Below are 24,922 nucleotides of genomic sequence, written 5' to 3' on the forward strand. Positions count from 1 at the left end.
CCTTCACGCATCACGTATCACGCATCACGTATCACGTATCACGCATCATGCATCAAAGGAGCCGTCCATGGAAGCCTTTCCTTGTCCTGACCGCTACGAGACCATGACCTATCGCCGCTGCGGCAAGAGTGGCCTCTTGCTCCCCGCCATCTCGCTGGGGCTGTGGTACAACTTCGGCGAGGTGGATCGGTTGGACAACTGCCGGGCCCTGATTCGCCGCGCCTTCGATCTGGGCATCACCCACTTCGATCTAGCCAACAACTATGGCCCGCCCCCCGGCTCGGCCGAGGAGACCTTCGGTCGCATCCTGAAGAAGGATCTGGCCGCATACCGGGACGAGCTCATCATCTCCAGCAAGGCCGGCTACTACATGTGGCCTGGCCCCTATGGCAACTGGGGCTCCCGTAAGTATCTGGTCGCCAGCCTGGACCAAAGCCTGAGGCGTATGGGCCTCGAGTACGTGGACATCTTCTACCACCACCGGCCCGACCCTGAAACGCCCATGGAAGAGACCATGCGCGCCCTGGACCACATCGTCCGCCAGGGTAAGGCCCTATACGCCGGGATCTCTTCCTACACACCCGAGCAGACGCGCCAGGCCGCCGCCATAATGCGGGATCTGGGCACGCCCCTGCTCATCCACCAGCCCTCGTACAACATGTTCAACCGTTGGATCGAGGAGAGCCTCCTGGACGTCCTGCCTCAGGAGGGCATGGGTTGCATCGTGTATGTGCCCCTGGCGCAGGGCCTCCTCACCGACAAGTACCTCCAAGGGATACCGCCGGACTCTCGAGCCGCTAGGCCCAGCGCTGCCTTCAGCGAGGCCCAGGTCACCGAGGACAAAGTAGCCAAGGCCAGGCTGCTCAACGAACTGGCCCGAGAGCGGGGCCAAAGCCTGGCCCAGATGGCTCTGGCCTGGGTGCTGCGCCAACCTGCCGTCACCTCCGCATTGACCGGAGCCAGCAAGGTCTCCCACGTCGAAGACAACGTCAAGGCGCTGCAGAACCTGGAGTTCAGCGCTGAGGAACTGCAGCGGATCGATAGCATCCTGGCCGGGTAGAGCCCGACATCGGTCACCGCCATCTACCCTTCCTTGCGCGCCACCACACCGAGCGCCGGAGAGTCGGGTTCCAGAGGCCGGCCTGTCAGGTCGGCCCACAGGCTCTCCACCCGGAATCCCTGTGCCTCCAGCATGGCCGTGACCGTCTCCGGCGAGTACGACCTATCCCAGATGCGGTAGAGGCTGAGGGTGCCGTCCTCCTCTATGACGATGGTCTGCTGCACCTGCGCTTCTGCCTCGGGATAGTCAAAGTGCTGCGTCAGTCTCAGGTACGGGCCCGGTTTCCAGAAGCCGCCCGCTGAGACGTCCCACTCCTGGTAGCCATCCGGCGGGCGCGGCCACCGTGCTGTGGGCACGTCGAAGACGAATGCGCCTCCCGGCTTGAGGGCCCGGCGCGTTCGGCGCACCACCTCGTCCCGATCAGCGTCCGAGAGCACCGCCAGGTCGAAGTAGATGAGGAAGGCGGCGTCGAAACGCTCCCGGTAGTCGAGCTTCAGGTAGTTGAGCTGCACGTACTCGATCTCGAGCCCGTCCTCCCACGCCTGGCGACGGGCGTAGTCGAGCGAGTTGGGAGAGAAGTCCACGCCGGTGACCCGCAGGCCCCGCCGGGATAGCCTGGAGGCGTAGAGGCCAGGCCCGCAACCCAAATCGAGCACGGCATCCCCTGGCTGCAGCCCCAGGTGAGACACTAGCCAGGCCACGATGGCCTCGATGGTCTCGGGGCGGCGGCTGGCGGCGTCGGTGTGGGGATCGAGGTGGGCGGCCAGCATCTGGCGGGATATGTACGGGTCGTCCCAGAAGCGGGCCTGGTGAGGCGCGAACAGAGGCGGCCTCTGAGCGAGCCGTCTCAGCAGGCTCAGGTCCAGACCACCGTTGGTGGCCGTTATCTTCAGTTCTTCGGACAATGCCTATCCTCCCTGGCAGCGAGAGATGCCAGTGTACCACGCCCCCGCCTCGCTGCCGATCAGCGTCCGCCCTGGTCCCCGGCCAGGGGATCTGGACTTCAGGAGGCTTCTCTTGACCTCGGCTTTCGTTGTGGCATGATGGCTGCATCTCAGCTGAATGCCGGCGGAGCTTCATCGCTTCCGCGGGCGACTGAAAGGCTTCCACCAACTCTGTGGAGGATGCGCAGTGGATAGACCCGCTCTGGGCAGCGTTCCCTTCTTTAGCAGCTTTGGTGCCGAGGCGCTGGAGTTCCTGGAACAACGGCTGGAACCGGTGCAAGTGGAGCCGGGCGCTTTTCTCATGCGGTGCAATGAAGCCGCCGGGCACGCGTTCGTCGTCTCTCAAGGTCGCCTGCGCCTGCTAGACGCGAGCGGCCGCCAGCTGGCCTGGCTCGGGCCTGGCAGCGTGGTGGGCGAAGCGGATGCACTCTCGGGAGGACATTACTCGGTCGGGGCCGAGGCGGTTACCGCCGTGAGCGCCTGGGCCCTGCCGGTGGAGGCTATACGGCGAGTTGTCCGCCGGTTCCCGGAGGAGCTCCTCACGCTGGAGCGGACACTGGGATACCGGCCCCGGGAGGCGTTGCGCGGGTTTGCCGAGTGGCTCGCCGAGATGGAGCCGTTCCGAGGCGGGGACACCGACGAACTGATCCAGCTAGCGTCCCAGCTGCAACCGATGGTGCTCGAACCCGGTGAGGAGCTGGGCGAGCGCAGCCAATCGCGCCTGGTGGTGGTGCAGTCCGGTGAAGTTGACGCTCGGCAGGAAGCGGGCGAGCCTCCGGTGGAGCGGCAGGGTGGCTCGATCTTCGCCGAGGGCTCCGTGCTCCTCAGCGACGCTGGGGCAGTCGAGGGTCGGGTCACCGCCCCCACTCTGGCCTGGTACCTGCCGGAGCACGCCTACTCCCAGCAGCGATGGGAGGGCTTCGGGCTACTCGATCGGTTGTTCCCCCAAGCGACCGAATGGACGGCGGCCTCCGGCGCGAAGGAGGCTAGGGCGCCGCGAGGAGACGCCGCGGGCCCGGGGAAGGCCAGTTCGCGGGCTGATGCTGGGAGCGTGGGTCCGGGGGTTCGGCGCTTGCCCCCGGGCCTCGCCATCCGGCTGGTCCTGGCCGTGGTGCTGGGCGTGCCCCTCCTGATGGCCTGTGCCAGAGGGATGTATGCGTCTGTGCCGGGCTTCGGCGGCGTGAACCCTACGCGGGACCTGAGCCGGTATCGCGAGACGGCCATCGCCATGACCCCGATGGTGCTGGCTGAGGCCCTCACCCCGACTCCGACCTTCGCTCCATCGCCCACCCCCGCTCCCACTGACACGACCGTGCCCACGCCCACGTCGGTGCCCGAGACAGCGACTGCGGTGCCCACCGAGACCCCGGCGCCCACGGATACGCCCGAGCCAACCGACACGCCTGAGCCCACAGACACTCCACAACCGGCGCCCGAGTCGGTTCCGCTGGCGGCTGTCACCACGCCGGAAGGGGAGCAGGCACCTCCGCCGACGCCGGAGCAGGAGAGCGAGCCTACTCCCGAACCCACGCCTTTGCCACCACCTCCCGACACGCCGACGCCTGTCCCGCCAGAGCAGCCGGTGGAGGTAGGCATAAGGGCGTACGACGAGTACGGGAACGAGGTACCCCTAGAGGCACTGCAGGCCAAGTACGGCTTCCACATTAGGAGGGCCGAGGTGCAGTCAGGGCAGCAGGTCTTTCGGGTGGTGGCCCTGCGGGAAGTGGTGGGCCCAGCCACCATCGTGGTGCGGACCAACCCGCACCAGCCCGTTGCCTTTCACTGGCCGGGCGCCCCGGCCCAACCCAACGCGGGGCACGACTGGGATGGCTCCTACGAAATGGGCGTCACCAACGAGCAGGGGGAGGTCGGCTTCGGAATGGGCCGTGGCTCCTACATTCAGGACCTGAGCGCCGGCGGTCCCCACGGGGTCTGGGTGTGCTCCGCCATTCCCTCGGATGCAGTGTTCGGGCTGGGCATGCTGGGCGGGACGGTGCACGCGCACGTGGATGTGGAGTTTCAGCTAGCCACGGCGCCATGAAGAGACGGCTCACCCGCCATTCCGCCCCGGCCTGAGGCCGCAGCGCCGGGGCGGGATGAGGCCGGCTCCGCGCTCGTCGGCAGGCACCACGCGGATGGACCTCGCCCTCCGTGAGCCGACCATTAGCGGCGGGGCGGGTGCTGTCGGGGGAGGCAGCTGATGCCTGGACTCCGCTTCCGACGTGCCGCACTGAGAGCCCAGGCGCCTAGCGTTCGCCTGTCGGATGCGGTTCTGCCGCGGCTGGCCTTCTCCCTGCTCTTCCTCTGGGGCTGGCGCACCCCGGATATCGTCCACTCGATACCCGGTATGGCGGACGTCCTGGAGGTGCTGTGGGGGGTCCGGTGGTATGAGGCCTGCCTTCTGGAGAGAGGCGTCTCCCCTCTCTACAGCGATCTGATCGCCCACCCGCACGGGTGGCACACGGCCACTCTCGCCCACACCCCGTTCCTCTTCCTGCTCATGCTCCCTCTGAGCCAGTTCGCCGGGCCCGCATTGGCCTACAATGTCCTTGCCATCGCGTCCTCGGTAGTTGCTTTCGAAGGGGCATCCCGAGTGGCCGGCCGGTTCACCGAAAGCCGGTTGGCGGCCAGTCTGGTGGGCTTGGTGTTCGCCTTCGTGGGCATGCGCTGGTTCCGGGTGAGTCAGGGCCACCTGAACGTGCTGTGGCTGTCGGCCCTCCTGCCCTGGCTGCTCTGGGCGCTGGAGGGAGCGCGGCGCAGCCGGAGCCGGGCAGGTACGTGCCGATGGCTGCGGCTGTCCGGAGTGATCTGGGGCCTGGGCAGCTGCTTCTCGCTCTATGGACTGTTCCTGGGTGGCTCGTGCCTGCTCATCTGGGGTCGGGAGATACTCCGGCCCAGGCGCATGGCACAGGCAGCCGCCACTGCCCTCATGGCGCTGAGCATCACCCTGCCGCTGATCCTGCTCTACCGCGCCGGGACGGAGCAGGATGGCGTCATCTCCCTGGGGCTGTCGCACGTCCTGCATTGGGGGGCCAGCCTGAACAGCCTGGTGGCCCTGAATGTGCACCACCCCATTTCGCTCCTACAGCGGGTCGCCCGGAGCATCTACTCCGGGCCTTACGACGAGTCCGGGATGTCCAACCTAGGCCTGGTGGCCTGGGCCTTCGGGGCGCTGGGACTGTGGAGGGCAATGAGGGGACGAAGCGGGGGCAGCAACCTGGCCGCGCTGGCGGTTGGAGGGGTCCTTCTGTCCTGTGGGCTGCTGCTCAAGTGGAACGGGGAGGCGGTGCTGCTCCCGGCTCTACGCCCCCTCAACGAGGCCATCTGGAAGCTGGGCCACCTCCTGAAGCCCGGCCTCTTCACCTCGGGGCAAGCACAGCCGCCATTCGATGGGGGGGTGCCGCTGCCTGGCTTCCTCCTAACGGCGGTAGTGCCGTTCTGGGAGCACGGCCGGGTCATGGCCCGGTACGCTTTCGTCGGTGGCATTGGGCTGATGGTGCTGGCGGCGCGGGAGATAGAGACACTGCCTCGGGTCGCCCGGTACCTAGTGGCGCTCATCTGGCTGTTGGAGACTTTGCCCCTACCTGCGTTCGGCGTGCCAGTGCCGTCGGCCCCCCATCCCGCTTATGCCTGGCTGCTGCAGCAAGAGCGCGACCGCAGCTGGGGCATCGTGGACGTCGCCTACCCCACCCTGATGACCGATCCCGGCATCCTCTACGGGACCAGCCTTCACGGGATCCCGACGGCGTCCGGCGGCCGCCCGTACCTGCCTGGCCGCGTCCGCACACTGCACCAGTTCCTGTCAGAAGACCCACAAGCCCTGGGCTCCCCCAAGGCGGGGGTGGTGCTCCGGAGCTACGACGTGCGCTACCTACTCCTCCACCTGATGGGCGAGGAAGAGCGCTGGATGTGGGACCTGGTGGTGACGAATCCGGCCCTTGATCCGGTGGGCTGCTTCGAGCCGCCGGAGGGACCCTCGCCCTGGCCGCACCCGATCTGCATCGCTCAGGTGGATGGAGCCGGTGCGAACGGCGATTCCCCTCCCTTGGACGAGCTGATCCTGCTCCGAGGGTGGTCGGAGCCGGAGGATTGGGGAGTGTGGGCGGAGGGGACCGAATCGAGCGCCAGATGGCTGGCGGCCGACCGAAGGGACTACCGCCTGGGCGTGGAGGCCTTTCCCCTGGCAGTGCCGGGGCGGAGCCAGCACGTCGCCATCGAGATCAACGGGAAGCCCCTGACGGCCCATCGCTGGACTGACTGCGAGACCTGGAGTGCCGAGGTGGAAGTGCCGGCGGAGCTGATGGACAAGGGCTGGAACGAGTTGGTCCTGCGCTATGGGTACGCCGCCCGGCCCTCGGACCTGCCCGAGTCACACACGGACGATGCCCGGTTGCTCTCGGTGGGCTTCGTCCGGCTGGAGCTTCTTGGCGACGGCGATCAGCAGTGAGCGCAGCACGCCAGGCAGAGTGCTCGGGGCAGTCGCCAGCCTGGGGGCCAGACAGCCTCTCCCCGCCTGTGCGGGTGACGGCCAGGGGGCCCAGAAACCGCGGCCTCGGCGCCGACGGGTGCCCAACCTGTGACTAGCGCCCGAACTTCCGGGCGGTAATGCCTGGCTTCACACGACCATCAACCTCCTGTATAGTTCCTCCGTTCAGCGATGGTGGTCAGACGGAATACCGGCGACGCAGGCGGCCTCAGGTGAGGGCGGAGCACTGCATCCACCCAGGCTCGGGGACGCGCTAGGGCGGACCACGGCATGGCTGCAGCCATCGGGGCATGATAGGGGGCGGCCGTAGGTAGTCATCCTTGAGTGGGGCGGATCCGCATCGGCCTGACCGGCGGAAGGGGGGTAGGAGATGATCGAGCTACCGGAAGCGTTCACCATTGCCAGGCAGATGACGGCGGAGCTGCGCGGCAGGCGCATCCAATCTGGCAATCGGGGCAACTCGCCCCACAAGTTCGCCTTCTACAGCCGCAGCTCTGAGGAGTACGAGGCCATCCTGCCCGGCAAGAGGGTGGGCGAGTCCGTGGCCCACGGGACCAACATCCTCACCCCTCTCGATCCGGGCTGCTTCCTGGTGTTGGGAGGGGGCGGCGAGCGCATCCTGTTCCATGAGGATGAGAAGAGCCTGCCCAAGAAGTATCAACTGCTCCTGCGGTTCGAGGACGGCGCTCACCTGAGCGTGTCCATCCAGGGGTGGGGCTCGGCCATGCTGCTGGAAAGCCCCGAGCTGAAGGTCCACCCCCACCTGAGGGCCAAGGGACCTTCGCCGCTGAGCGACGAGTTCACCTACGACTACTTCCGGGGCCTGTTCGAGGGCATCCCGGAGGGCGACCCTCGGGCGATCAAGTACTTCCTGATCAGCGAGCCGGGCGTGTGGGGCCTGGGCAACGGCTACACCCAGGACATCCTCTTCCGAGCCGGGATCCACCCCCGGAGGAGGGCGGTGGACGTGAGCGAGGACGGGCGGCGGTCGCTGTATCGGGCGGTGCGGGAGGTGTTGGCCGAGGCGACGGAGCTGGGGGGAAGGGACAGCGAGAAAGACCTGTACGGCCGGCCGGGCGGGTACAAGAGGGTGCTGGACAGCAAGGCGGTGGGGAAGCCGTGCCCGTTGTGCGGCACGACGATCGAGAAGATCCAGTTCCTGGGCGGGGCGTCGTACTTCTGTCCGGGGTGTCAGAGGTAGAAGCCGTGAGAGAGAATGGGCCTGAGCCGCAGCTCCCCTGTCTGGTCCCCATGCTGGGTATCCAGACCTGCCTGAGCGATACTGACGCAACCGACTGCTGAACGCGCTATTCGCATGGACAGGAGCGGCCTGGCAACATCTCAAGCGCGAGTTCCCTGGACGCGAAGCGCTACCTGCTTCAGCCAATACTCGGTCGCGCTTCAGGCTGGGCGGCTTTCGTCCACAGTTGCGCATGTGGCAAAGACGGCCCATGGGCTAGCACAAGGGCGCAGCCTGGGGATGGCTCTCCTAGAGGTAGCAGGCCCCATGTTGACGCCCCGGCGATGGATTCTGCCACATCGAGGGATAGTCATGCCGTCTGGTGACCAATGCCATCGAGGAGGGAGGTCACTTTGAGTACCGGTGAATCGCAGTCATCCATGGTGCGCCTTGCTTGGAGATGGATACCTCTACCGGGTGAGCCTTTCCTGGACCGCGCAGATAGGCTTTTCGCAAGCCTGACCCATGCGGAGTGGCAGATGGTCCTGTCTCTTCTTGACGTGTACCGAGGAGACGCCAACGTAGAGTGCTTGTACCTGTTTAGAAAGGAAGACTGCACGCTTGGAGCTCACCTGGACCTACGCAATGATCCCTCGGCATTCACCGACGGATACTATCCTCACAGCGTGTTGCTCATGGAGTGGCTGCGCGAGTTGGCAGGTGACTACGAGTACACCAACCCAGAGGGCATAAGCATTTCGGAAAGCGTGGTTCTCTCAGAGGACTGGGCTCAAGATCCAGGTAGACCTTTTGGCATGGGAGATCCCGTCGTTCCCTTCTGTCAGATCCTGCTTCCCGCCGAAGACGGTAAGCTACCACTTCTGTAGAGCACCAAGGCACGGCTCTCTCCGCCTGGTGTCTTCCCCTCTGTCTGGTCTGGGAAACCGCGACGGGCTTCTCATGCGGTCAGGGGTCCCGAACAGGACATGAAAGAGTGTGGTGCACCCAGAGTGATGAGCAACCGGTGTGCTCTAGACTCTGAAGCGCGCCCACGCCCTGCCGCAGGCCCTCAGCGAGCGCCCGTTCGCTTCTCAAGAGAGACCTGAGCCTACCACGGTTGGCGATCATCCCCGTCTCTCCGCCAGCCATGAGGCGCGGATTCCTCAAGAGAGACCTGGGCCTACCACGGTTGGCGGTCATCCCTATCTCTCCGCCAGCCATGAGGCGTGCATTCGCTAGGAGAGACTTGAGCCCGCCAGAATTACAGCGCTTGGTGGTTGCAGTGCGGCGCTGACCTGAGCTCTGGCCGTCTCGGTATCTGCGACATCTACAGCACCAGCGATCAGGTGCCGTCCTGGCGCGGCCGCTCCGACGTGCAGGCGGCGGCCGCGGTCACCCTGAGCTGCACCACGATGTCCCTCGCTCCCGATCCCGCCGGCGCCCGCAGGTAGGCACCGACCGAGCCCAAGACTGAGCCTCAGCGACCTGGTGGGCTTGATATCCTATCGAACCGGTGTATCATGACGTCGTCCCTCCGAGACCCGCGACCGGCCCGCCCGTCGGCCTGGTGCTTCGCTGGAGGCGAGACATGACACAAGGTATGCGCACGGCCTTCCTGATTCACGCGGTGGTCGCTCTCGTATTCGGATTGGGGTTGTTCCTCATCCCCGCTGCCTTCTTGGGCCTCTTCAACTGGACCCCGATCGACCCGACCATGAGCCGCATCTTCGGCGCCGCTGCTCTGGGCTTGGCCGTCAGCTCGTGGATGGCCTACCGGGCGCAGTCCTTCGCCGAGGTCCGGGTGAAGCTCTGGCTGGAGATGGTGTATGGGGTGCTGGGCGCGCTGGCGGGGCTCTATCAGCTTCTCTTCGCCAGCGCTCCCGCCTTCACCTGGCTGATCGTCATCATTCTGGGCGGCTTCGGCGCGGCCTGGATCTACTTCTACCAGTCCGCCCGTTAAGTGCCTCTGGCAGACTAGAGCTGAATCCGACGCCGGGTGCGACGGGCGGGCACCAACGGATCGGGGGCGGATGCGCTGGCGACGCGGGCCTGGAGCCCGAGCGCCTGTCGTTCCGTTCTGCGATCTGACTCGGGTCTGGTGGACGTCTCCGGCGCCGGCGAGGTGAGGCAGGGCCGCCCTCGCCGGCAGGCCGGTGACGCGCCCGCCACCGCCCTAGAGACCCGGCAGCAACTACCCCCGCAACACCAATCGCCCCTCGGCGTTAGCCTCGACCTTGTCCCTCGACCAGAGCATGGGGTGATAGTGGCCCTCTCGCCAGAGGGAGATCATGTCGTCGTAGTGAGGGCTGGCGGGATGGCCGGACTGGCCCGTGGGCAGGATGGCGCGGCTGGAGTCCCAGTCGGAGAGGTCCACGATCATGCGCCACGAAGGGCCGGCAGAGTAGTCGTTGAGGGGAAGCCGAGGCAGGTAGAAAGAGGCATTGACGGTGGTCTGGTCGCCGCCCACAGGGTAGGGGCCGCGGTCCAGCAGGCGGCTCAAGGGACGGCGCTGGCCCAAGGCGTGGTGGAAGCGGAGGCGATGCAGGTCGCCCCACCGCCAGCGGGTGAGGTCCTCGCCGTGGTGGTGGGTCAGGTAGGCGAGGGTGTCGTTCAGGGCCCCGGCCAGGATGTCCTCGCGCGACAGAGGGTTGCCGTCTCTGTCGCGGAACCACTCCCGCTCGTCCTCTTCCAGCAGACAGCGAAGGACCTGGCGGCTGTTATCCACCTGCAGGCCGCTGTAGTGGAACAGGGGGCCCAGGCTGAGGCCCAGGTAGCGCTCAGTGAGGTCCCCCAGCCACGGGCGGAAGACGCGCTCGGCGGCGAAGTGCTCCACCAGCTTATGGACGGTGGCGGGCACGGAGTCAGGGGTCAGCTCGCAATTCCATTCGCGCAGGAGGGTCAGGACCCGGGCCGCGCGAGGACGATTGTCCTGCAGCGCCGGGTGCTCGAGCAGGGTGGGGGCGAGGGAAGTGAGGAGGCGCCGGAAGGTCTGGGCGGGGAGCGAGTGAACGTCGTTCTGGATGCGGGCGAAGTCGTCGGCCGAGAGGCGGTCTTTCTCCAGCAGCAAGTCGGCGATGCGGCGGGCACGGAAGCCGTCGTACTGCTCGCAGGAGAAGCAGTGCGGGTACTCCAGGCCCGCGACCTTGTTATTGGCGCTGACGACGTAGTGCGTCTTGGGGTTGAGGGCGTGGGGAAGCTCCTCGAAGGGTATCCAGCCCTGCCACTCGTTCTCGTCTTCCCAGCCGGGCACGGGCACCAGCCCCAGTCGCCCCGGTCGGAGGGGCACCTTTCCGGGGACGTAGAGGCCGATGTTGCCCTCGACATCGGCGTAGACGAAGTTCTGCGAGGGACAGTCGAAATCGCGGAGCGCCTGGGTGAACTCGTCCCAGTTGCGGGCACGGTTGAGGGCCAGGACGGAGCGGGATAGGTGGGAAGGTTCGTGTCCAGTCCAGCGGAGGGATAGGGCGACGCGGCTGCTCTCACTGTCGAGGGGCAGCACCGACGTGACCACGGGGCCATGCCGCGTCTTGGTGACCTCCAGGAGGCGGGGAGCTGCCTCGCCGCGCACGCGGATGTACTCGTGGTGGATGGTAGCCTGCTCCCAGGTGTCACCGGTTCGGTACAGGGTGGAATCATCGGGGTGGAACCGCTCCAGGTAGAGGTCCTGGGTGTCCGGGAGGGAGGCGGTGACGCCCCAGGCGATGCGGTCGTTGTGGCCGATGACCACGCCGGGGACGCCCGGGAAGGTGACGCCGGTGACCTCAAGGTCGGGGGCGCTCAGGTGGTTCTCGTACCAGACGGCGGGGATGTCCAGCCCCAGGTGGGGGTCGTTGGCGAGGAGGGGCATGCCGGTGGCCGACTTATGCCCGTCCACCACCCAGTTGTTGCTGAGGCCCTGGTAGCGGAGGGCGGGCAGCCAAGCGCGAGCGCGGTCGAACTCCTCCAGGAGCTGGGCGGCAAGGTCGGCGCCGGTCTGGTCAGGCAGGACGAGGGGATTGTCGGCGGGGTAGTCTCCCCGAAGGCGGGCGGCGCACTCGGGGCCGAGGTGCGAGATGAGAGCAGCGTTGAGGACCTCCTGCTCCCAGTTGTGGGAGAGGATCCAGGCCTGCATCCGGCCCCAGGCCAGGGTATCTAGGGGTTGCCAGGGTTCGGGGGCGGTGCGGAGGAGCTGGAACTCCAGGGGCAGGGCGGAGGTGTGGTGCCTGAGCCAGCAGTTGACGCCGTCGGCGTAGGCTTGCAGGGCATCGAGAGTATCGGAGTCGGTCAGGCGGAGGTCGCGTTGGGCGGCTCGGGTCAGGCCGAGGGTACGGAAAAGGCGATCGGCCTCGAAGGCAGGTGGGCCGACGATCTCGGCCAGACGGCCGTGTGCCAGCCGGCGGCTGAACTCCATCTGCCACAGGCGGTCCTGGGCGTGGACGTAGCCCTGGGCAAAGAGAAGGTCGTGCTGGTTGAGGGCATAGATGTGGGGCACTCCCCAGCGGTCGCGTATGATCTCGACGGGATGATCCAGGCCGTGGGCGGCCTCGACGCCGTCGGTCTTGGGTAGGGGGCGGCGGTAGAGGTAGCGGAGTAGGGCCGTCGCAGCGGTCAGGGCGGCCGCGATCACAAGGGTTCTAGAGTGTCTCATCGGGCCTCACTGGTGTGCGGTTGCATCGTAGGGCTGATTGTCGGGGAGGGGAGTGTGCTGTCAAGCGGGGTTGAGAGCTACAGGCAGTCCACCTGTGCCGCGTCTCAGCATGTTCTGTTGCATCGTTGGGCCGGAGCTGCTGGTGCCGGACACAGTGACAGGTGCGGGGCAGAGGCACGATGACGAAGTGCCGCCCTGCTGCTAGGGTGCTTCGCGTTCCGCTGCTGCCCTGAGGACCGTCGGCATCCCCAACCGTCTCCAGGCCGCCGCAACTCCCGCCAACCGAGGCGGTAGATGAGCCACAACACCGGCGCCCTTCTCATCGTCATTCTCGTTGCCTTCATCCTCTCCGTGTGCGCCGGCGCCTGTGGGATCCTCGTGCTCGCTCCCAGCAGCCTGGAGCCATGGGCCGGCGCACGGGCTACCGGGACAGGCCGCCACCGTGGCCGCCGACACCGCCGATTCCGACGTCCCACCCGGATACCCGGGCTTCGTGGGCGTGAGCGTCAAATCCCCCCTCGCGGTGGCGGCATTGCCTCGATCGGCCTCCCCAGATGGCTGAAGCTAAGCAGCCATCAGCTAGACAGGTGGGTGCAGGAACTGCACGCCCGGCCGGGTACGCGATCCGGCCAGGACATCCGTTGGAGATGGGTGGGGCAGGCGCAAGCCGCCATCGCCAATCAGAGCGTCACGCTCCACCTTAGCAAGGGCCGATGGGAGGAGGATGGCCGGTTACATCACCCCGAGGCGGGCGTGTCTGAGGGCCTCGGTGGCGCTCCGGTGATCAGCGTCATGCTGCCGGTGGCAGAGTGGGAGGAGGTGATCGCCACCTTCCTCGCCTCCACCCGCAGGTAGCGGCTGAGGGTCGCCAGCCGCAGGGATCGCCGGCTTCCCGCCCATCGGGACTCCGGGGCGGAGACTGGGTGAGAGGGCAGCCGACCTACCCACGCTGGACCGGGCAGGGCTCACGCCGATGACTCCGCCCGCTGGCACACGGGTGCGGCAGCTCTGGGGACGCTCTGCGCAGCTAAGGCAGGCTCTCGCAGAGCTGGCCCTCGTCCGCACTCAACGTCGCTGCTGTACCAGGGGAAGGTAGAAACGGCTCAGGATGCAGGTGCCTGGCTTGCACTTGCCCGCACTGCCAGCCTCGAATATCGCTCTCACTTCTGCTGGCGTGAGCACCCGATTGAACAGCTCCACCTCATCTACCAGGCCACTAAGAAACCTGCCCCGGAACACGTAGCTCTCGCCAATGGTCACCGGGTTCCCGTTGGGCAGTCTCTGCAGGCCCGGAATAGCGACGGTGGTCTCGAGGGCGCCGTTGACGTAGACCCGAATCTCGTGATTGGCCTCGTACGTGGCGGCGATGAAGTACCATCGCCCTGGCGTGATCGTGGTGCTCGATACCACGTGGCCACCGGCCCCAGCGCCGCCGGCCACGAAGAAGTGGAAACGATCATCGGTCTCGGCCTGGAGGTCCAGGTCCCGTCCCATGCCTGACTTGGCGACGATGGTCATGATGTGTCCTACATCAGAGGGCCGCTGGTCGAAGTACACCCAGGCATCGAGGGTGGCCTCCACGGTGGGGTCCAGGGGGTTGGGGTCCAGGTTGGCAGTGGAGTCCGGGATGAGGACGTACTGACTCACCCCGTCGAGGTGGAAGGCCTCTCCCACCCGACCGGGGGCGAACCCGGCGCCATGCTGCAGTAACCCGCCGTATCCATTCCCGGAGATGTCATCGGCATCACCGTCACCCGGCCACCAACCCACCAGGCCGGGCGGCGGGGCGACTACCTGGCTAGCCACATCGGCAGGGTCCGGAATGGGGCCCGCGGCCTCAGCGCTGAGCCAGCCACTACCGGGGCTCACCGCCGGCAGCAGAGACACGAGCAACACCAAGAGCAGTAACGCAGACGAGCCGAACCCGTGTACTGGAGGACGCGCACTGACACTGTGCCGCTCCATGTGGCCAACTCCTCCCCTTGCCCACTATGCCCCAGGACGGGAGCATCCCCTAGCGAACGTCAGGATAAGCTAGAAGGCTTGCGGACGACGACAACATAGCCAGAGAAGCCGAGACCAGCACGCCCAACCTACCGGTCAGTATAGGTCTGCTGTCTGCTCGGTCAAGCGCCGGGTCAGCATGGTCGCTCTACGCAGGGCAAGCCAGAGATTGGAGTCGCATTCGCGCAGGGCTGGCCGGGCCTGGAGGCAGGGGTTCCTCGGTACGGTTCGCGGAGGCTTATACACGTATCCTCTAGCAGCAGCCTTCCAAGGGGGAGACACCAGTGTGGGCGCACGCCCGGTCAGGGCGTCACCAACTGGCGGGAAGGTGCCGTCGGGTCGTCACTCCCGGTTCACTGCCCGGCAGCCCTAAACAGGCTGCCGCCCTCACGCCTCCCACGCTAGATCGAACCCGTTACGCTGCCGTACGATCCCGGCGCCCCCACGTCGCCCCCTCTGCCATCCGCGCCCCTGTGCCCCTCCCGCCCGGGTGACTCTATCGCATCGGGGGCCAGAGGACGGAGCTGGCCCAGGTTGGTGGCGAACAGGCTGCACTCTTCCACCCCTTCCTGCTCGAGCGTGCGCCATAGCACCCCGAAACGCGCCGCCCCGCCCCGTCTCCGCGACCATCTCCGCCCTGCCCTCCGCCCAGACGCCGTCGGTGCCGGCGGGCAGGTGAGGACCGCGCATCTCTTGTTGGTGACTGGGGCCACTCAGTCTCACGCCAAGACGCCGAGGTGACTCTGCTTGGCGTCTTGGCGTGAGCTCCCTACGCCGGGTTCAACGCCCCCTCCGACTGAGGTGCCCGCGCCGCGACGGCCGCGATGACGGCGATCAGCAGCACATTCAGACCTACCAGCACCGCCAACTCCGGCGCCACGGTGGCGAAGGTCCCGCCCTCGAGGGTGATCTCCACCAACGGCCCGATCATGTAGTAGGTGGGGAAGATTCGCCCGATCCACTGCGGTATCTCGGGGAACAGGTAGACGATGACCGGGGCGTACAGCAGTATGCCTGCCCCCTTGATCACGGTGAAGAGGGTGTTGATGTCTCTGATGAAGGCCCCCAGCAGAATGCCGACGGCGGCGGCCATGATCGCCCCCAGCACCAGCGTCGCCAGCAGGAGCAATGGCTCACCGCCCCAGGCCCGGTTGAGGACCAAAGTGACGGCCACCATGACCACGCTCAAGATCACGCCGAGGAGCCCCTTGGCCGCAAACACCTCGCCCAGCGACACCGGCGAGGTGGTGAGCGCCCGCAGAGTGCGCTTCTGCTTCTCTTCTACCAGCGTGGCCGCCGGCACCATGCCGCCGCTCAGGAACATGGCCATCATCAGGATGAAGGGCAGCAGCCGGGTCTCCCACGGGACTGCCGCCTCCCCGCCCAATGTGGTGGTCACGATCTCCACCGGCGCCTCCTGGCCGGCCAGGTCCCGGATCAGCGTCGCCAGGGTCGAGCCCAGCACCGCTCGGTTCCTGAGCGTGCTCTCTCCCCATAGGTAGGCGACCAGGCTGGCAGGCTCGCCCCGGATGATCCGCTCGTCGAAACCAGCCGGGAGGACGACGCCCAGATCGACCGCCCCCTCGGCCGTCGCCGCCCGCAACTGCGCGGCGGAGGTGTAGACCTTCACCTCCAGCGACTCCAGCGCTCGGGCCCGGGCCACCAGTTGCGAGGTGCCCTCATCGGCCAGGCCCAGGCGGGCCTTGCCCGAGAACACCGTGCCGAAAAGCAGAGAGACGACGACGGTGAGCACAATCGGCATCACCACCGCAAAGATGAACATAACGTTGCGCCACCCCTGGCTGATCTCCTTCCTCAGGAGCACGCCGATTCGCCGTAGACTCACGCGAACCTCCTTCGCAGGCTCGCCATCCCCACCCCAACGAACACGGCAGCAGACGCGGCCAGCAGGACCAGCGACGAAGCGACCTCTCCCCAGCCGGCGCCGAAATTCACCACCCGACGCACCGCGTCCACCAGGTAGTGCGAGGGCAGCAGTCGTATCCACCCCGACACCAGCCCGGGCAGAAGCACCGAAATCCCCGGGATGGCCAGCAACACGACCACTAGTATCCCCCACCCGATCACCGACATGAAATCCCGAGCTACCGACGCCACCAGGAACGCCAGCCCCGTCACCATGACAGCTCCCAGCAGAAGCGTCACCAGGATCAGCAGCGGCTCCCGCATCAGGCCACCGGTGACCGCCATCAGCAACACCGTCTGGACAAAGGCCAGGCCGGTGCCAGTGATCAGCTTCCCCAAGAACAGCCCCGGCACCGTCAGCGGCGTGACCAGCAGTGCCTGCAGAGTGCCAGCCTCCACCTCGCTGCTGATCAGGCTGGCCATCCCCAGAGTCTCCATCATGAGCACGAACACAGCGAGCAGGGGCAGCATACGGTCGCGCGGAGGCACCTGCTGACCGGCCATGTCCGGCCCCAACACCTCCTCCTGCGTCTCGATGTTCAGAGGCTCGCCCCCGATGAGGAAGGCCAGCTCCCGCACGAACATGATGTAGACCTCCCCAAACTCGGGCGGAAGGTCGGCGGTGAAGTAGAGCTGAACCGTTGGCCTCCGCCCGGCAGCGATCTGCTCCGTCATGTCCGGGGGCAGCACCACCCCTACCTGGTACTGGCCGCTGGCCACCGCAGCTCGAAGAGCTTCCTCCGAAGGCTGGCTGTCGAGGACAACCCCTTCTTCGGCCAGGGCCTCGGCCAACGCCGGTGGCATGACCGGGGCGTAGATGGCCATGGTCAATTCCTCGTCCACGGTGCGCGGCATGAGGAAGTAGGCAGCGATGTAGAACACCAGCCCCAGAACCGTGATGAAAGCGAAGAACCGGTTCCGGAAGTACAGGTTCAGGTCCTTGGCGACGACGGTGAGGACGATGCGGCCGTGGTTCACGTCAGCCTCCGGCCGGTGATGGCGATGAAGATGTCCTCTAAGGTAGCTTCTTCCGTGTGAAGGGTGATGACTCGTTCCTGCCGAAAGAGAGCCTCCACCTCGGCTGACGTCTCGGGCCGGTCTAGCACGATCTCCCGCACCGCCAGTGCCCCGTCGCCGGTGGCCACCTCGGCCCGCAGGCGGCGCTGGCCGTAGCTCTGCTTCAGGGCGTGCGGAGTGTCCAGGGCCACGATCCTGCCTTGGTTGATGAAAGCCACCCGGTCGGACAGCCGGTCGGCCTCCATCATGTCGTGGGTGGTGAGGAACACGGTGGCTCCTCGCTCCCTCTCCTCTAGGATGATGTTGCGGATAGAGACGGCCGAGGCGGGGTCCAGGCCCTCGGTGGGCTCGTCCAGGAACAGGATGCGCGGCCGGTTGACCAGAGCCCGGGCGATCATCAGGCGCTGCTTCATGCCCTTGGAGTAAGTCTCCACCCGATCCTGGCCCCGGCCGTCCAACCCCACCCGACGCAACAGCGCCCCGGCATCGAAATCCTTCACCCCGAAGAGCTTGGCGAACAGCGTCAGGTTGGCGATGCCAGACATCTGCTCGTACAGGTTGGTCACCTCGAAACAGACACCGATCTGAGCCTGCACTTCCTTGGGCCGCCGCGCCACGTCCAGCCCCAGCACCGTCGCCCGGCCCTCTTTGGGCCGCAACTGGCCAGTGAGCATCTTCACCGTAGTGGACTTCCCCGCCCCGTTAGGACCGAGGAAGCCGAAGATCTCCCCCTCGGCCACACTGAAGCTGATGTGATCAACGGCGGTGAGGTCGCCATAGCGGTAGGTGAGGTCCTCCGCCACGATAGCTGGAGTGCCCATAGTCCCTCCGATAGCCAAACCGCGAACGCGATAGAGCGGCGAAGAACGGAGCCCCCTCAAGCACGCCCAAACCAGCATCGAGACGCCGGCCAGACACACCTCGGGGGCTTTGCGCCTCCATTTATACTACTGCTCTCGTCCCTTGGCCACTGCCGGCAGTGGCTCGGGTATTGAGAGCGAGTCCTAGCTCAGGTCCTGCGCAGGACTCAGGAGGACCAGGACCCAGTTACCCTGCTGACCAGTGCGCGCCCCCTGGCGAGGGGTGTGAAGCCAGGGTCCTTTCGCGCGTGGGCGCGCGAACTCCTCGAGGGTCCTGGCTCTTTCCCCCCAAAAGGCACGCGCCCCCTACCGCGTGAATCCACAAACGCGATCAGTTCCCGCCCGATTCTGACCCCACGCACTGGCTCCCCGAGGCGCTCTAGTGGACAGGCTCTTGCGGGAGCGCCCTATTGAGGCTAGCCTACCTCTGCATCCGATAATGGAGGGTGGTGGCGATGTCACCAGAGACAGCGACCGTTCCAGGGAGACTCGGCCTGTCGGAGGAGCGCCTGGAGTTGGCCGGGCGCGTGCTGGCGGAGGCGGTGGCGCAGGGAACGGTGCCGGCCGCGGCAGCCGCCGTGCTGAAGAACGGCCAGTTCGCGCGCCTGTGGGCCGCGGGCCGTCGCTCCCCCGCCCAGGATGCCCATCCGGTGCAGGAGGACACCATCTTCCTGGTGGCTTCCCTGACCAAGCCGGTGGTCTGCGCTGGCGCGATGCTGCTGGTGCAGGACGGGTCGCTCGCGTTGGACCAGCAGGTGGCGGCACTCCTCAAAGGATTCGGCAAGAGGGGCAAGGACCGCATCACGGTGCGTCACCTCTTCACCCATACATCCGGCCTCCCCGACCAGCTGCCTAACAACGCCGAGCTTCGCCGGCGCCACGCCCCCATCGAGGAGTTCGTCCAGGAGGTGTTCTCCGTCGAGCCCCTCTTCCCCGCCGCCACCCGGATCAGCTACCAGAGCATGGGCATCCTCATGCTGGCCGAGATCGTACAGCGGACGACGGGCCAGAAGCTGCGTGACTTCCTGCGGCAGCACCTCTTTGGCCCTCTGGGCATGGACGACACCACCCTGGGCCTGCCCGATTCGGGCATGGAGCGCACCGCTCTGGTCGGCTCTCCCGACGAGCCCCAGTACGGCACCTCGGACTCCGACTGGGGCTGGAACTCGCCTTACTGGCGCGACTTCGGCGCTCCCTGGGGTGGGCTGCATTCCACCGCCGCTGACCTGGGCCGGTTCCTGGCCCACATGCTGGGAGACCTGCCCGGCCCGCTGACCCCGGCCGCGCGACAGGCTATGGTCCGCGATCACACTACCCCTATGCCGGATATCCCCCCGGAGGAGAAGCTCACTCACCGCTGGGGGCTGGGCTGGGCCCTGGGGCTGAACCAGTTCGGCGACCTGACCTCGCCCGACACCTTTGGCCACATCGGCGCCACCGGCACCGTCTTTTGGGCCGACCCGGCCACCCACCTAGCTTGCGTCTTGCTGACCAATCAGCCGGGGAGGAACAACTACCTCTTCCCTCGGTTCTCGAACGCCGTGGCGAGCGCGGTGCTGAGGGCGGCCCCGCCCCCGGCCTCGTAAACGCTGCCCATCGCCATCCTACAGGGGGCCGAATCCAACCACTTTCCTATACTTCGGCGCTTTCCTTTTTATACCTCTCCACTATACTGAGGCAGCGGATCTGCCCGGAGTAGAGGCGCGCCTGCGGCCAGCATCCGTATGTCTTCAGAGTCGCGCTCCCGCGCAGGGCCCGCCGACACCGATACCCGCGGTGGGAATCGTCCCCGGCAGCCCAGCGGTAGCCAGGAGGAATCAGATGCGGTCAAGGTCGCCTATCGGACAGATCATCGGAGCCCTGCTATTGCTGGCCACCCCGCTCCTGCTGGCGGCCGGCCCGCCGGCCACGCCGGGCATCCCGGAGGTCGCCACTCACATCGTCGTGTTCGCCGAAGGCGCCGACCCGGGGCTGGCGGCGGAGGCCCTCGCTCGGGCCCACGGCCTGGCGGTGACTCACGTCTACCGTCACGCCCTCCGGGGCATGGCCGCCGTCGTCCCCGAGGGCAGGCTGGAGGGCCTGCAACGCGACCCGCGGGTGGCCTACGTGGAAGAGAACGTCCCCGTCTACCTGGCGGAGCAGGTCCTGCCCACCGGCGTGGACCGTATTGACGCCGACCTCAGTCCCGTGGCCGGCATAGACGGGGTGGATACGCGGGTGGACGCGGACATCGCCATCATAGACACGGGCGTGGATCGGTCGCATCCCGACCTCAATGTGGCCGGGGTCACCGACTGCGCCGGGCCCAACCCCTTCCGAGGCTCGTGCAAGGACGGCCACGGAGACGACGCTGACGGTCACGGCACCCACGTGGCCGGGATCGCCACCGCCCTCGACAACGGCGTTGGCGTGGTGGGGGTCGCTCCCGGCGCCCGCATCTGGGCGGTGAAGGTGTTCAGCGACTCTGGCTCCGGCTACCTCTCCTGGGTCATCGCCGGCATAGACTGGGTCACGGCGCGAGCCTCGGATATCGAGGTGGCTAACATGAGCCTGAGCTGGGGCGGCAACGTGGCCTCGGCCCGGACCGCCATCCAGAACTCCGTGGCTCGAGGCGTGGTGTACGTGGTGGCCGCCGGCAACGGCCTGTCGGACGTCTACGGGGCTGACGGCCAGTTCGGCACCTCCGACGACACGGAGCCGGCCTCCTATCCCGAGGTAGCCACCATCTCCGCCCTCGCCGATTTCGACGGCCGGCCCGGAGGGATCACCAGCAAGACCCTGCGCTTCTCCGCCTGCACCGAGGACAGGGACGACTCCTTCGCCTGCTTCAGCAACTACAGCCGCAGCGTCGCACCCGGCAACCCGGTCACCTCGCCCGGGGCCGCCATCGACCTCATGCTGCCGGGAGTGGACATCCTTTCCACCTACAAGGGGGGCGGCTACGCCTCCATGAGCGGCACTAGCATGGCCTCTCCTCACGGCGCCGGGCTGGCCGCGCTCTACATCGCCACCCACGGCCGGGCCACCAACGCCGCCGGAGTGTACGCCATCCGCCAGGCCCTCGTAGACGCCGGCTGGAACCAGAACCACCTCTCCGGCCTCACCCTCTTCGATGACCCCGACGGCAATCCCGAACGTCTGGGCCGGGCCGAGTCCGGCGGCTCAACGCCGGTAGATCAGCCTCCCACGGTCAGCATAACCGATCCGAGCGATGGGGCCACAGTGTCGGGCGCGGTAGCCGTCACCGCCCAGGCTACAGACGACAACGGCGTGACCCAGGTGGAGTTCTTCGTGGACGGCACCAGCATCGGGTCCGACAGCGACGGCTCCAGTGGGTGGTCGGCCAGCTGGGACACCACGGCCTACACCGACGTCGCCTACACCGTGTCCGCCACCGCCACCGACACCGCCGGCCAGACGGCCAGCGACAGCATCACCGTCACGGTGGACAACAGCACCGCCCCTCCACCCTCCGACGCCATGCACGTGGGCGACCTGGACGGATCCACTACCGTCGCGGGCCGGAACTGGAAGGCCACCGTCACCGTCACCGTCCACGATGCCGGGCACGCGCCGGTCGCCTCCGCCGCTGTGACCGGAACCTGGAGCGACGGCTACTCCGGGAGCGCCTCCTGCACCACGGGGGCCGGCGGCCAGTGCAGCGTGAGCACCGGAGCCATCAAGAGCGTCCCGTCGGTGACTTTGACCGTCACCGGAGTATCGCGAGACGGCCTCACCTACGACGCCGGCTCTAACCACGACCCGGACGGCGACAGCAGCGGAACCACCATATCCGTCAACCGGCCGTAGAAGCTCGATGGAAGAAGCGGCCCGGGAAGGGGACCATGCCGGTTCCTTCCCCGGGCCGTCTGCGCGCCTTGACCTGCCGCCGCCCTCTGATAGCGTCGCACTGCCCTCGAGAACGGCCGTCAACGCGGGTCGGCCGTCTCCACTCATTCGCGCAAGGGAGGCAACATGCGAAAGGCAACGGTTCTGGGCCTGGCCCTGGCAGTGGCGCTCCTCGCCGTCGCCCTGCCGGGCATCGGCCGGGTCCAGGCCCAAGGCGCACTGGCCGGCCAGCACATCTGCCTCGACCCCGGCCACGGAGGCACCGACCCCGGCGCCACGAACGAGCCCTTCGGCCTGGAGGAAGCCGACATCAACCTGGACGTGGCCTTCGGCCTCAAGGCTCTCCTGGAGTACGACGGAGCAATGGTGGTCATGACCCGCACGGACGACCGGTATCTGACCAACAGCGATCGCTACACCTTCTGCAATGCGGAGAAGGCGACGCTGCTGATCTCGGTCCACACCAACAGCGTGAGCGACCCCACCTGGGACGGCTCCCAGACCCTCTACTTCAAGAAGGAAGACCTGGCGCTCGCCCAGGCGGTCCATCCGGTGCTGTACCAGTACCTGCTGACCGGCGCCCCGGATCAGGTCGCCTTCCGCGACCTCGGCCTCAACCAGTACGCCTCCGGGGTGCTGCTCAAGAGCGACATGCCCGCCATCATGCCCGAGCCGCTGTTCATGTCCTGCCCCGACGAAGCGCAGGAACTCACGGTCACCATCCACGCGGTGGATGCTGAGGGAGTGGCACTGCTCGACGCTACCGGTGATCCGATGCCGAACCCCGAGTGCATGGGGTGCCGGCGGGCCCAGATCGCCCAGGCCATCCACGCCGGTGTGTTGGCTTATGTTGAGAGTGGAGGAGAGGGCGGAGACGATGGCGGGGACAATGGGGGCCAGGGCGGACCACCCTGCGCCAACCCGCCCTGCCGCAAGTAGCGGGAGGCCTCGGGCTCTACCGAGCGCGAACGTGCCCGGCGCACGAGGGATTCGCCTTGCCAGCTACGGGAAGGGGGATTCGATACACCCCTCTGGCCGCCAGCCCCTCAGCGGGGGTCTTCTGCCGCCTGCGCCCTCTGCGGCGAGGCCACCGCATACGGGGGCGCGCTCCTCCGCCGGACGCGTTCATCATGAGAAGCCTACGCCTCCAGGGACGTCGTCGCCCAGGAACCACCTACTAGGTCTAGGCAGTTTCCCGCGCGCTCTCCAGCTTGCGCTTTCGACCCGAGCGCACTACCATTCCGCCACCGTTATCGCGCTACGATAACGAGTTGCGTAATCGGCCAGGCAGATGGAGAGAGACCTCTTCCTCGGGTTCGTCAAGACGCACATCCTCTACCACGCCGGCAGGCACCCGGTGTACGGTCTCTGGCTCATAGAGGAGCTATCCCACCACGGCTACCAGCTCAGCCCGGGCACGCTCTACCCCATGCTCTCCGGCCTGGAGAGGAAGGGTCTGCTGGCTCGGGAGCGACGGGTGGTGGAGGGCCGCGTGCGCAAGTACTACCACCTCACCCCTGCCGGCCGGGAGGCGCTGGAGGCGGCCAGAGATAAGGCCCTCGAGTTGGTGCGAGAGCTGCTGGAGGACGACGACGCCACCCAGCCTCCGGCACCACAGGGGCACGACCACTAGCTATGGCGCCCGCTCGGCACGGTGCGCGGACGCGAAGGACCGGGCAGTCGCTAGCCCGGCGGCTCTGGAGGGGATGACGTGAGTAGCGCCAGCGGGAGTTCATCGGTGCAGGAGCGCTCCGGCGTGCGCTCTCTGCCTCGCAACGTGTGGGCCGTCAGCCTCACCTCTTTCTTCATGGACGTCTCCAGCGAGATGGTGCTGAACGTCCTGCCCCTGTTCCTGTCCAACGTCCTAGGAGTCAAGACCAATGTCATCGGGCTCATCGAGGGCGTGGCGGAGGCCACCTCCAGCATCTTGCGCGTCTTCTCCGGCTGGTTGTCCGACCGGCTGGGCGGGCGGAAGTGGGTGGCCGTGGCCGGCTACGGTATCTCCGCTCTGACTAAGCCCTTCTTCTACGTCGCCAACTCCTGGGGCACGGTCGCAGCCGCTCGTTGGGCCGATCGCGTGGGCAAGGGGATCCGCACCGCGCCCCGGGACGCCCTGGTGGCCGACTCCATCGGCCCCAGCCAGCGGGGGTTGGCCTTCGGCTTTCACCGGGCCGCGGATACCGGAGGCGCGGCCCTGGGCCTGCTTATCGCTCTGGCGGTCATCCTGGCCACGGGCGCGACCCTGAGGGAATCCACCTTCCGCACTTTGGTCCTCATAAGCCTGATCCCAGCCTTCCTCGCGGTTATGTCCCTGGCGCTGGGGGCTCAGGAGCCGCGCGCGCCTGCGAAAGCCGCGCCTCCCAGAGTCACTTTCCGCGGGCTGGGCAAGCCCTTCGCCATCTTCATGCTCATCGTGGCCGTTTTCGATCTCGGCAACTCCTCCGACGCCTTCCTCATCCTCCGGGCCAACCAGGCCGGGCTGAGCGCCGCCGGCGTCATGGGCATGCTGCTCACCTTCAACCTGGTCTACACCGTGATCTCCACCCCGGCTGGCTCTCTGTCCGACCGGATCGGCCGGGAGCGTCTGCTCATCGGCGGCTGGCTGGTGTACGCCCTCATCTACCTGGGCTTCGCCCTGGCCGGGGCCGGCTGGCAGATCTGGACGCTCTACGCCGTATACGGGGTCTATTACGGGATGGCCTACAGCACTGCCAAGGCCATGGTGGCAGACGTGGTCCCGGCCCACCTGCGCGGCATCGCCTACGGCACCTACGCCGCCGTTCTAGGGGTGCTGGACTTCCCCGCTTCCCTGATCGCCGGCATCCTGTGGGATGGCGTGGGCGCCTGGCAGGGCTTCGGCCCCAGCGCTCCCTTCCTCTTCGGTGCGGCCATGGCCCTGACGGCAGCAGTCGCTATGTGGGCCTGGCGGCGGGGATACGGAGAGGGGGAGAGGGGGAGACACGGAGAGG

The 24,922-nt window shown here is 67.0% G+C and carries 18 protein-coding genes; 12 read left to right on the top strand and 6 right to left on the bottom strand.

All coding sequences use genetic code 11. The features are described from left to right. Nucleotides 1-67: 67 nt before the first annotated feature. Nucleotides 68-1,060, top strand: coding sequence for an L-glyceraldehyde 3-phosphate reductase (gene mgrA, locus HPY83_10280; protein ID NPV08330.1), 993 nt, complete (start codon nucleotides 68-70; stop codon nucleotides 1,058-1,060). Between the two features lie 23 nt (nucleotides 1,061-1,083). On the opposite strand, the gene HPY83_10285 is transcribed toward mgrA, so the two are convergent. Continuing rightward, nucleotides 1,084-1,965, bottom strand: coding sequence for a class I SAM-dependent methyltransferase (locus HPY83_10285; GenBank protein ID NPV08331.1), 882 nt, complete (start codon nucleotides 1,963-1,965; stop codon nucleotides 1,084-1,086). 226 nt (nucleotides 1,966-2,191) lie between these two features. On the opposite strand from HPY83_10285, the gene HPY83_10290 reads away from it, so the two are divergent. From HPY83_10290 to HPY83_10310, 5 genes are all read left to right on the top strand, one after another. Further along, a complete protein-coding gene (locus HPY83_10290; GenBank protein ID NPV08332.1) occupies nucleotides 2,192-4,045 on the top strand; it encodes a cyclic nucleotide-binding domain-containing protein in 1,854 nt (617 codons plus the stop codon). A gap of 159 nt (nucleotides 4,046-4,204) precedes the next feature. Beyond that, a complete protein-coding gene (locus HPY83_10295; GenBank protein ID NPV08333.1) occupies nucleotides 4,205-6,451 on the top strand; it encodes a hypothetical protein in 2,247 nt (748 codons plus the stop codon). A 409-nt stretch (nucleotides 6,452-6,860) separates the two neighbouring features. Beyond that, the gene (locus HPY83_10300) at nucleotides 6,861-7,691 is read left to right on the top strand and encodes an endonuclease VIII (GenBank protein NPV08334.1); all 831 of its coding nucleotides are present in this window, start codon (nucleotides 6,861-6,863) and stop codon (nucleotides 7,689-7,691) included. Between the two features lie 392 nt (nucleotides 7,692-8,083). Further along, nucleotides 8,084-8,557 carry a hypothetical protein gene (locus HPY83_10305; GenBank protein NPV08335.1) on the top strand — a complete coding sequence of 158 codons (474 nt, stop codon included), beginning with the start codon at nucleotides 8,084-8,086 and terminating at the stop codon, nucleotides 8,555-8,557. A 701-nt stretch (nucleotides 8,558-9,258) separates the two neighbouring features. Further along, nucleotides 9,259-9,630 carry a hypothetical protein gene (locus HPY83_10310; protein NPV08336.1) on the top strand — a complete coding sequence of 124 codons (372 nt, stop codon included), beginning with the start codon at nucleotides 9,259-9,261 and terminating at the stop codon, nucleotides 9,628-9,630. 231 nt (nucleotides 9,631-9,861) lie between these two features. Here the strand turns inward: HPY83_10310 and HPY83_10315 are convergent, their stop codons facing one another. Continuing rightward, the gene (locus HPY83_10315; GenBank protein ID NPV08337.1) at nucleotides 9,862-12,297 is read right to left on the bottom strand and encodes a penicillin acylase family protein; all 2,436 of its coding nucleotides are present in this window, start codon (nucleotides 12,295-12,297) and stop codon (nucleotides 9,862-9,864) included. Between the two features lie 294 nt (nucleotides 12,298-12,591). Between HPY83_10315 and HPY83_10320 the strand changes: the two genes are divergently transcribed. Next, entirely contained in the window at nucleotides 12,592-13,152 is a 561-nt protein-coding gene (locus tag HPY83_10320) for a hypothetical protein (GenBank protein NPV08338.1), read from the top strand. Between the two features lie 210 nt (nucleotides 13,153-13,362). Here HPY83_10320 and HPY83_10325 read toward each other — a convergent pair whose 3' ends face one another. The 4 genes from HPY83_10325 to HPY83_10340 form a co-directional block, all read right to left on the bottom strand. Beyond that, complete coding sequence (locus HPY83_10325) at nucleotides 13,363-14,262, bottom strand: LamG domain-containing protein (GenBank protein ID NPV08339.1); 900 nt, start codon at nucleotides 14,260-14,262, stop codon at nucleotides 13,363-13,365. 808 nt (nucleotides 14,263-15,070) lie between these two features. Continuing rightward, nucleotides 15,071-16,147 carry an ABC transporter permease gene (locus HPY83_10330; protein NPV08340.1) on the bottom strand — a complete coding sequence of 359 codons (1,077 nt, stop codon included), beginning with the start codon at nucleotides 16,145-16,147 and terminating at the stop codon, nucleotides 15,071-15,073. Beyond that, nucleotides 16,144-17,190: an ABC transporter permease gene (locus HPY83_10335; protein ID NPV08341.1), complete on the bottom strand. Its 1,047-nt coding sequence runs from the start codon at nucleotides 17,188-17,190 to the stop codon at nucleotides 16,144-16,146. Before HPY83_10335 ends, HPY83_10330 begins: the two co-directional genes overlap by 4 nt. A gap of 11 nt (nucleotides 17,191-17,201) precedes the next feature. After that, nucleotides 17,202-18,065 carry an ABC transporter ATP-binding protein gene (locus HPY83_10340; protein NPV08342.1) on the bottom strand — a complete coding sequence of 288 codons (864 nt, stop codon included), beginning with the start codon at nucleotides 18,063-18,065 and terminating at the stop codon, nucleotides 17,202-17,204. A 494-nt stretch (nucleotides 18,066-18,559) separates the two neighbouring features. On the opposite strand from HPY83_10340, the gene HPY83_10345 reads away from it, so the two are divergent. The 5 genes from HPY83_10345 to HPY83_10365 form a co-directional block, all read left to right on the top strand. Beyond that, nucleotides 18,560-19,690 carry a beta-lactamase family protein gene (locus HPY83_10345; GenBank protein ID NPV08343.1) on the top strand — a complete coding sequence of 377 codons (1,131 nt, stop codon included), beginning with the start codon at nucleotides 18,560-18,562 and terminating at the stop codon, nucleotides 19,688-19,690. Between the two features lie 235 nt (nucleotides 19,691-19,925). After that, a complete protein-coding gene (locus tag HPY83_10350; protein NPV08344.1) occupies nucleotides 19,926-21,914 on the top strand; it encodes a S8 family serine peptidase in 1,989 nt (662 codons plus the stop codon). Nucleotides 21,915-22,079: 165 nt separating this feature from the next. Continuing rightward, nucleotides 22,080-22,892: an N-acetylmuramoyl-L-alanine amidase gene (locus tag HPY83_10355; GenBank protein NPV08345.1), complete on the top strand. Its 813-nt coding sequence runs from the start codon at nucleotides 22,080-22,082 to the stop codon at nucleotides 22,890-22,892. 352 nt (nucleotides 22,893-23,244) lie between these two features. Next, a complete protein-coding gene (locus HPY83_10360) occupies nucleotides 23,245-23,586 on the top strand; it encodes a helix-turn-helix transcriptional regulator (protein ID NPV08346.1) in 342 nt (113 codons plus the stop codon). A 174-nt stretch (nucleotides 23,587-23,760) separates the two neighbouring features. Continuing rightward, nucleotides 23,761-24,922, top strand: a 1,162-nt coding sequence (locus HPY83_10365) for an MFS transporter (protein ID NPV08347.1), incomplete at its 3' end; no start/stop codon positions are given.

This window comes from Anaerolineae bacterium (assembly GCA_013178015.1).
Taxonomy (GTDB): domain Bacteria; phylum Chloroflexota; class Anaerolineae; order DRVO01; family DRVO01; genus Ch71.

Excerpts from the sequence above, each read along its gene's own strand:
- HPY83_10355 (NPV08345.1), top strand. The coding sequence starts at position 22,080 with ATGCGAAAGGCAACGGTTCTGGGCCTGGCCCTGGCAGTGGCGCTCCTC.
- HPY83_10315 (NPV08337.1), bottom strand. The coding sequence starts at position 12,297 with ATGAGACACTCTAGAACCCTTGTGATCGCGGCCGCCCTGACCGCTGCG.
- HPY83_10300 (NPV08334.1), top strand. The coding sequence starts at position 6,861 with ATGATCGAGCTACCGGAAGCGTTCACCATTGCCAGGCAGATGACGGCG.
- HPY83_10345 (NPV08343.1), top strand. The coding sequence starts at position 18,560 with ATGTCACCAGAGACAGCGACCGTTCCAGGGAGACTCGGCCTGTCGGAG.
- HPY83_10320 (NPV08338.1), top strand. The coding sequence starts at position 12,592 with ATGAGCCACAACACCGGCGCCCTTCTCATCGTCATTCTCGTTGCCTTC.
- HPY83_10310 (NPV08336.1), top strand. The coding sequence starts at position 9,259 with ATGACACAAGGTATGCGCACGGCCTTCCTGATTCACGCGGTGGTCGCT.
- HPY83_10295 (NPV08333.1), top strand. The coding sequence starts at position 4,205 with ATGCCTGGACTCCGCTTCCGACGTGCCGCACTGAGAGCCCAGGCGCCT.
- HPY83_10325 (NPV08339.1), bottom strand. The coding sequence starts at position 14,262 with ATGGAGCGGCACAGTGTCAGTGCGCGTCCTCCAGTACACGGGTTCGGC.
- HPY83_10340 (NPV08342.1), bottom strand. The coding sequence starts at position 18,065 with ATGGGCACTCCAGCTATCGTGGCGGAGGACCTCACCTACCGCTATGGC.
- HPY83_10360 (NPV08346.1), top strand. The coding sequence starts at position 23,245 with ATGGAGAGAGACCTCTTCCTCGGGTTCGTCAAGACGCACATCCTCTAC.
- HPY83_10350 (NPV08344.1), top strand. The coding sequence starts at position 19,926 with ATGCGGTCAAGGTCGCCTATCGGACAGATCATCGGAGCCCTGCTATTG.
- mgrA (NPV08330.1), top strand. The coding sequence starts at position 68 with ATGGAAGCCTTTCCTTGTCCTGACCGCTACGAGACCATGACCTATCGC.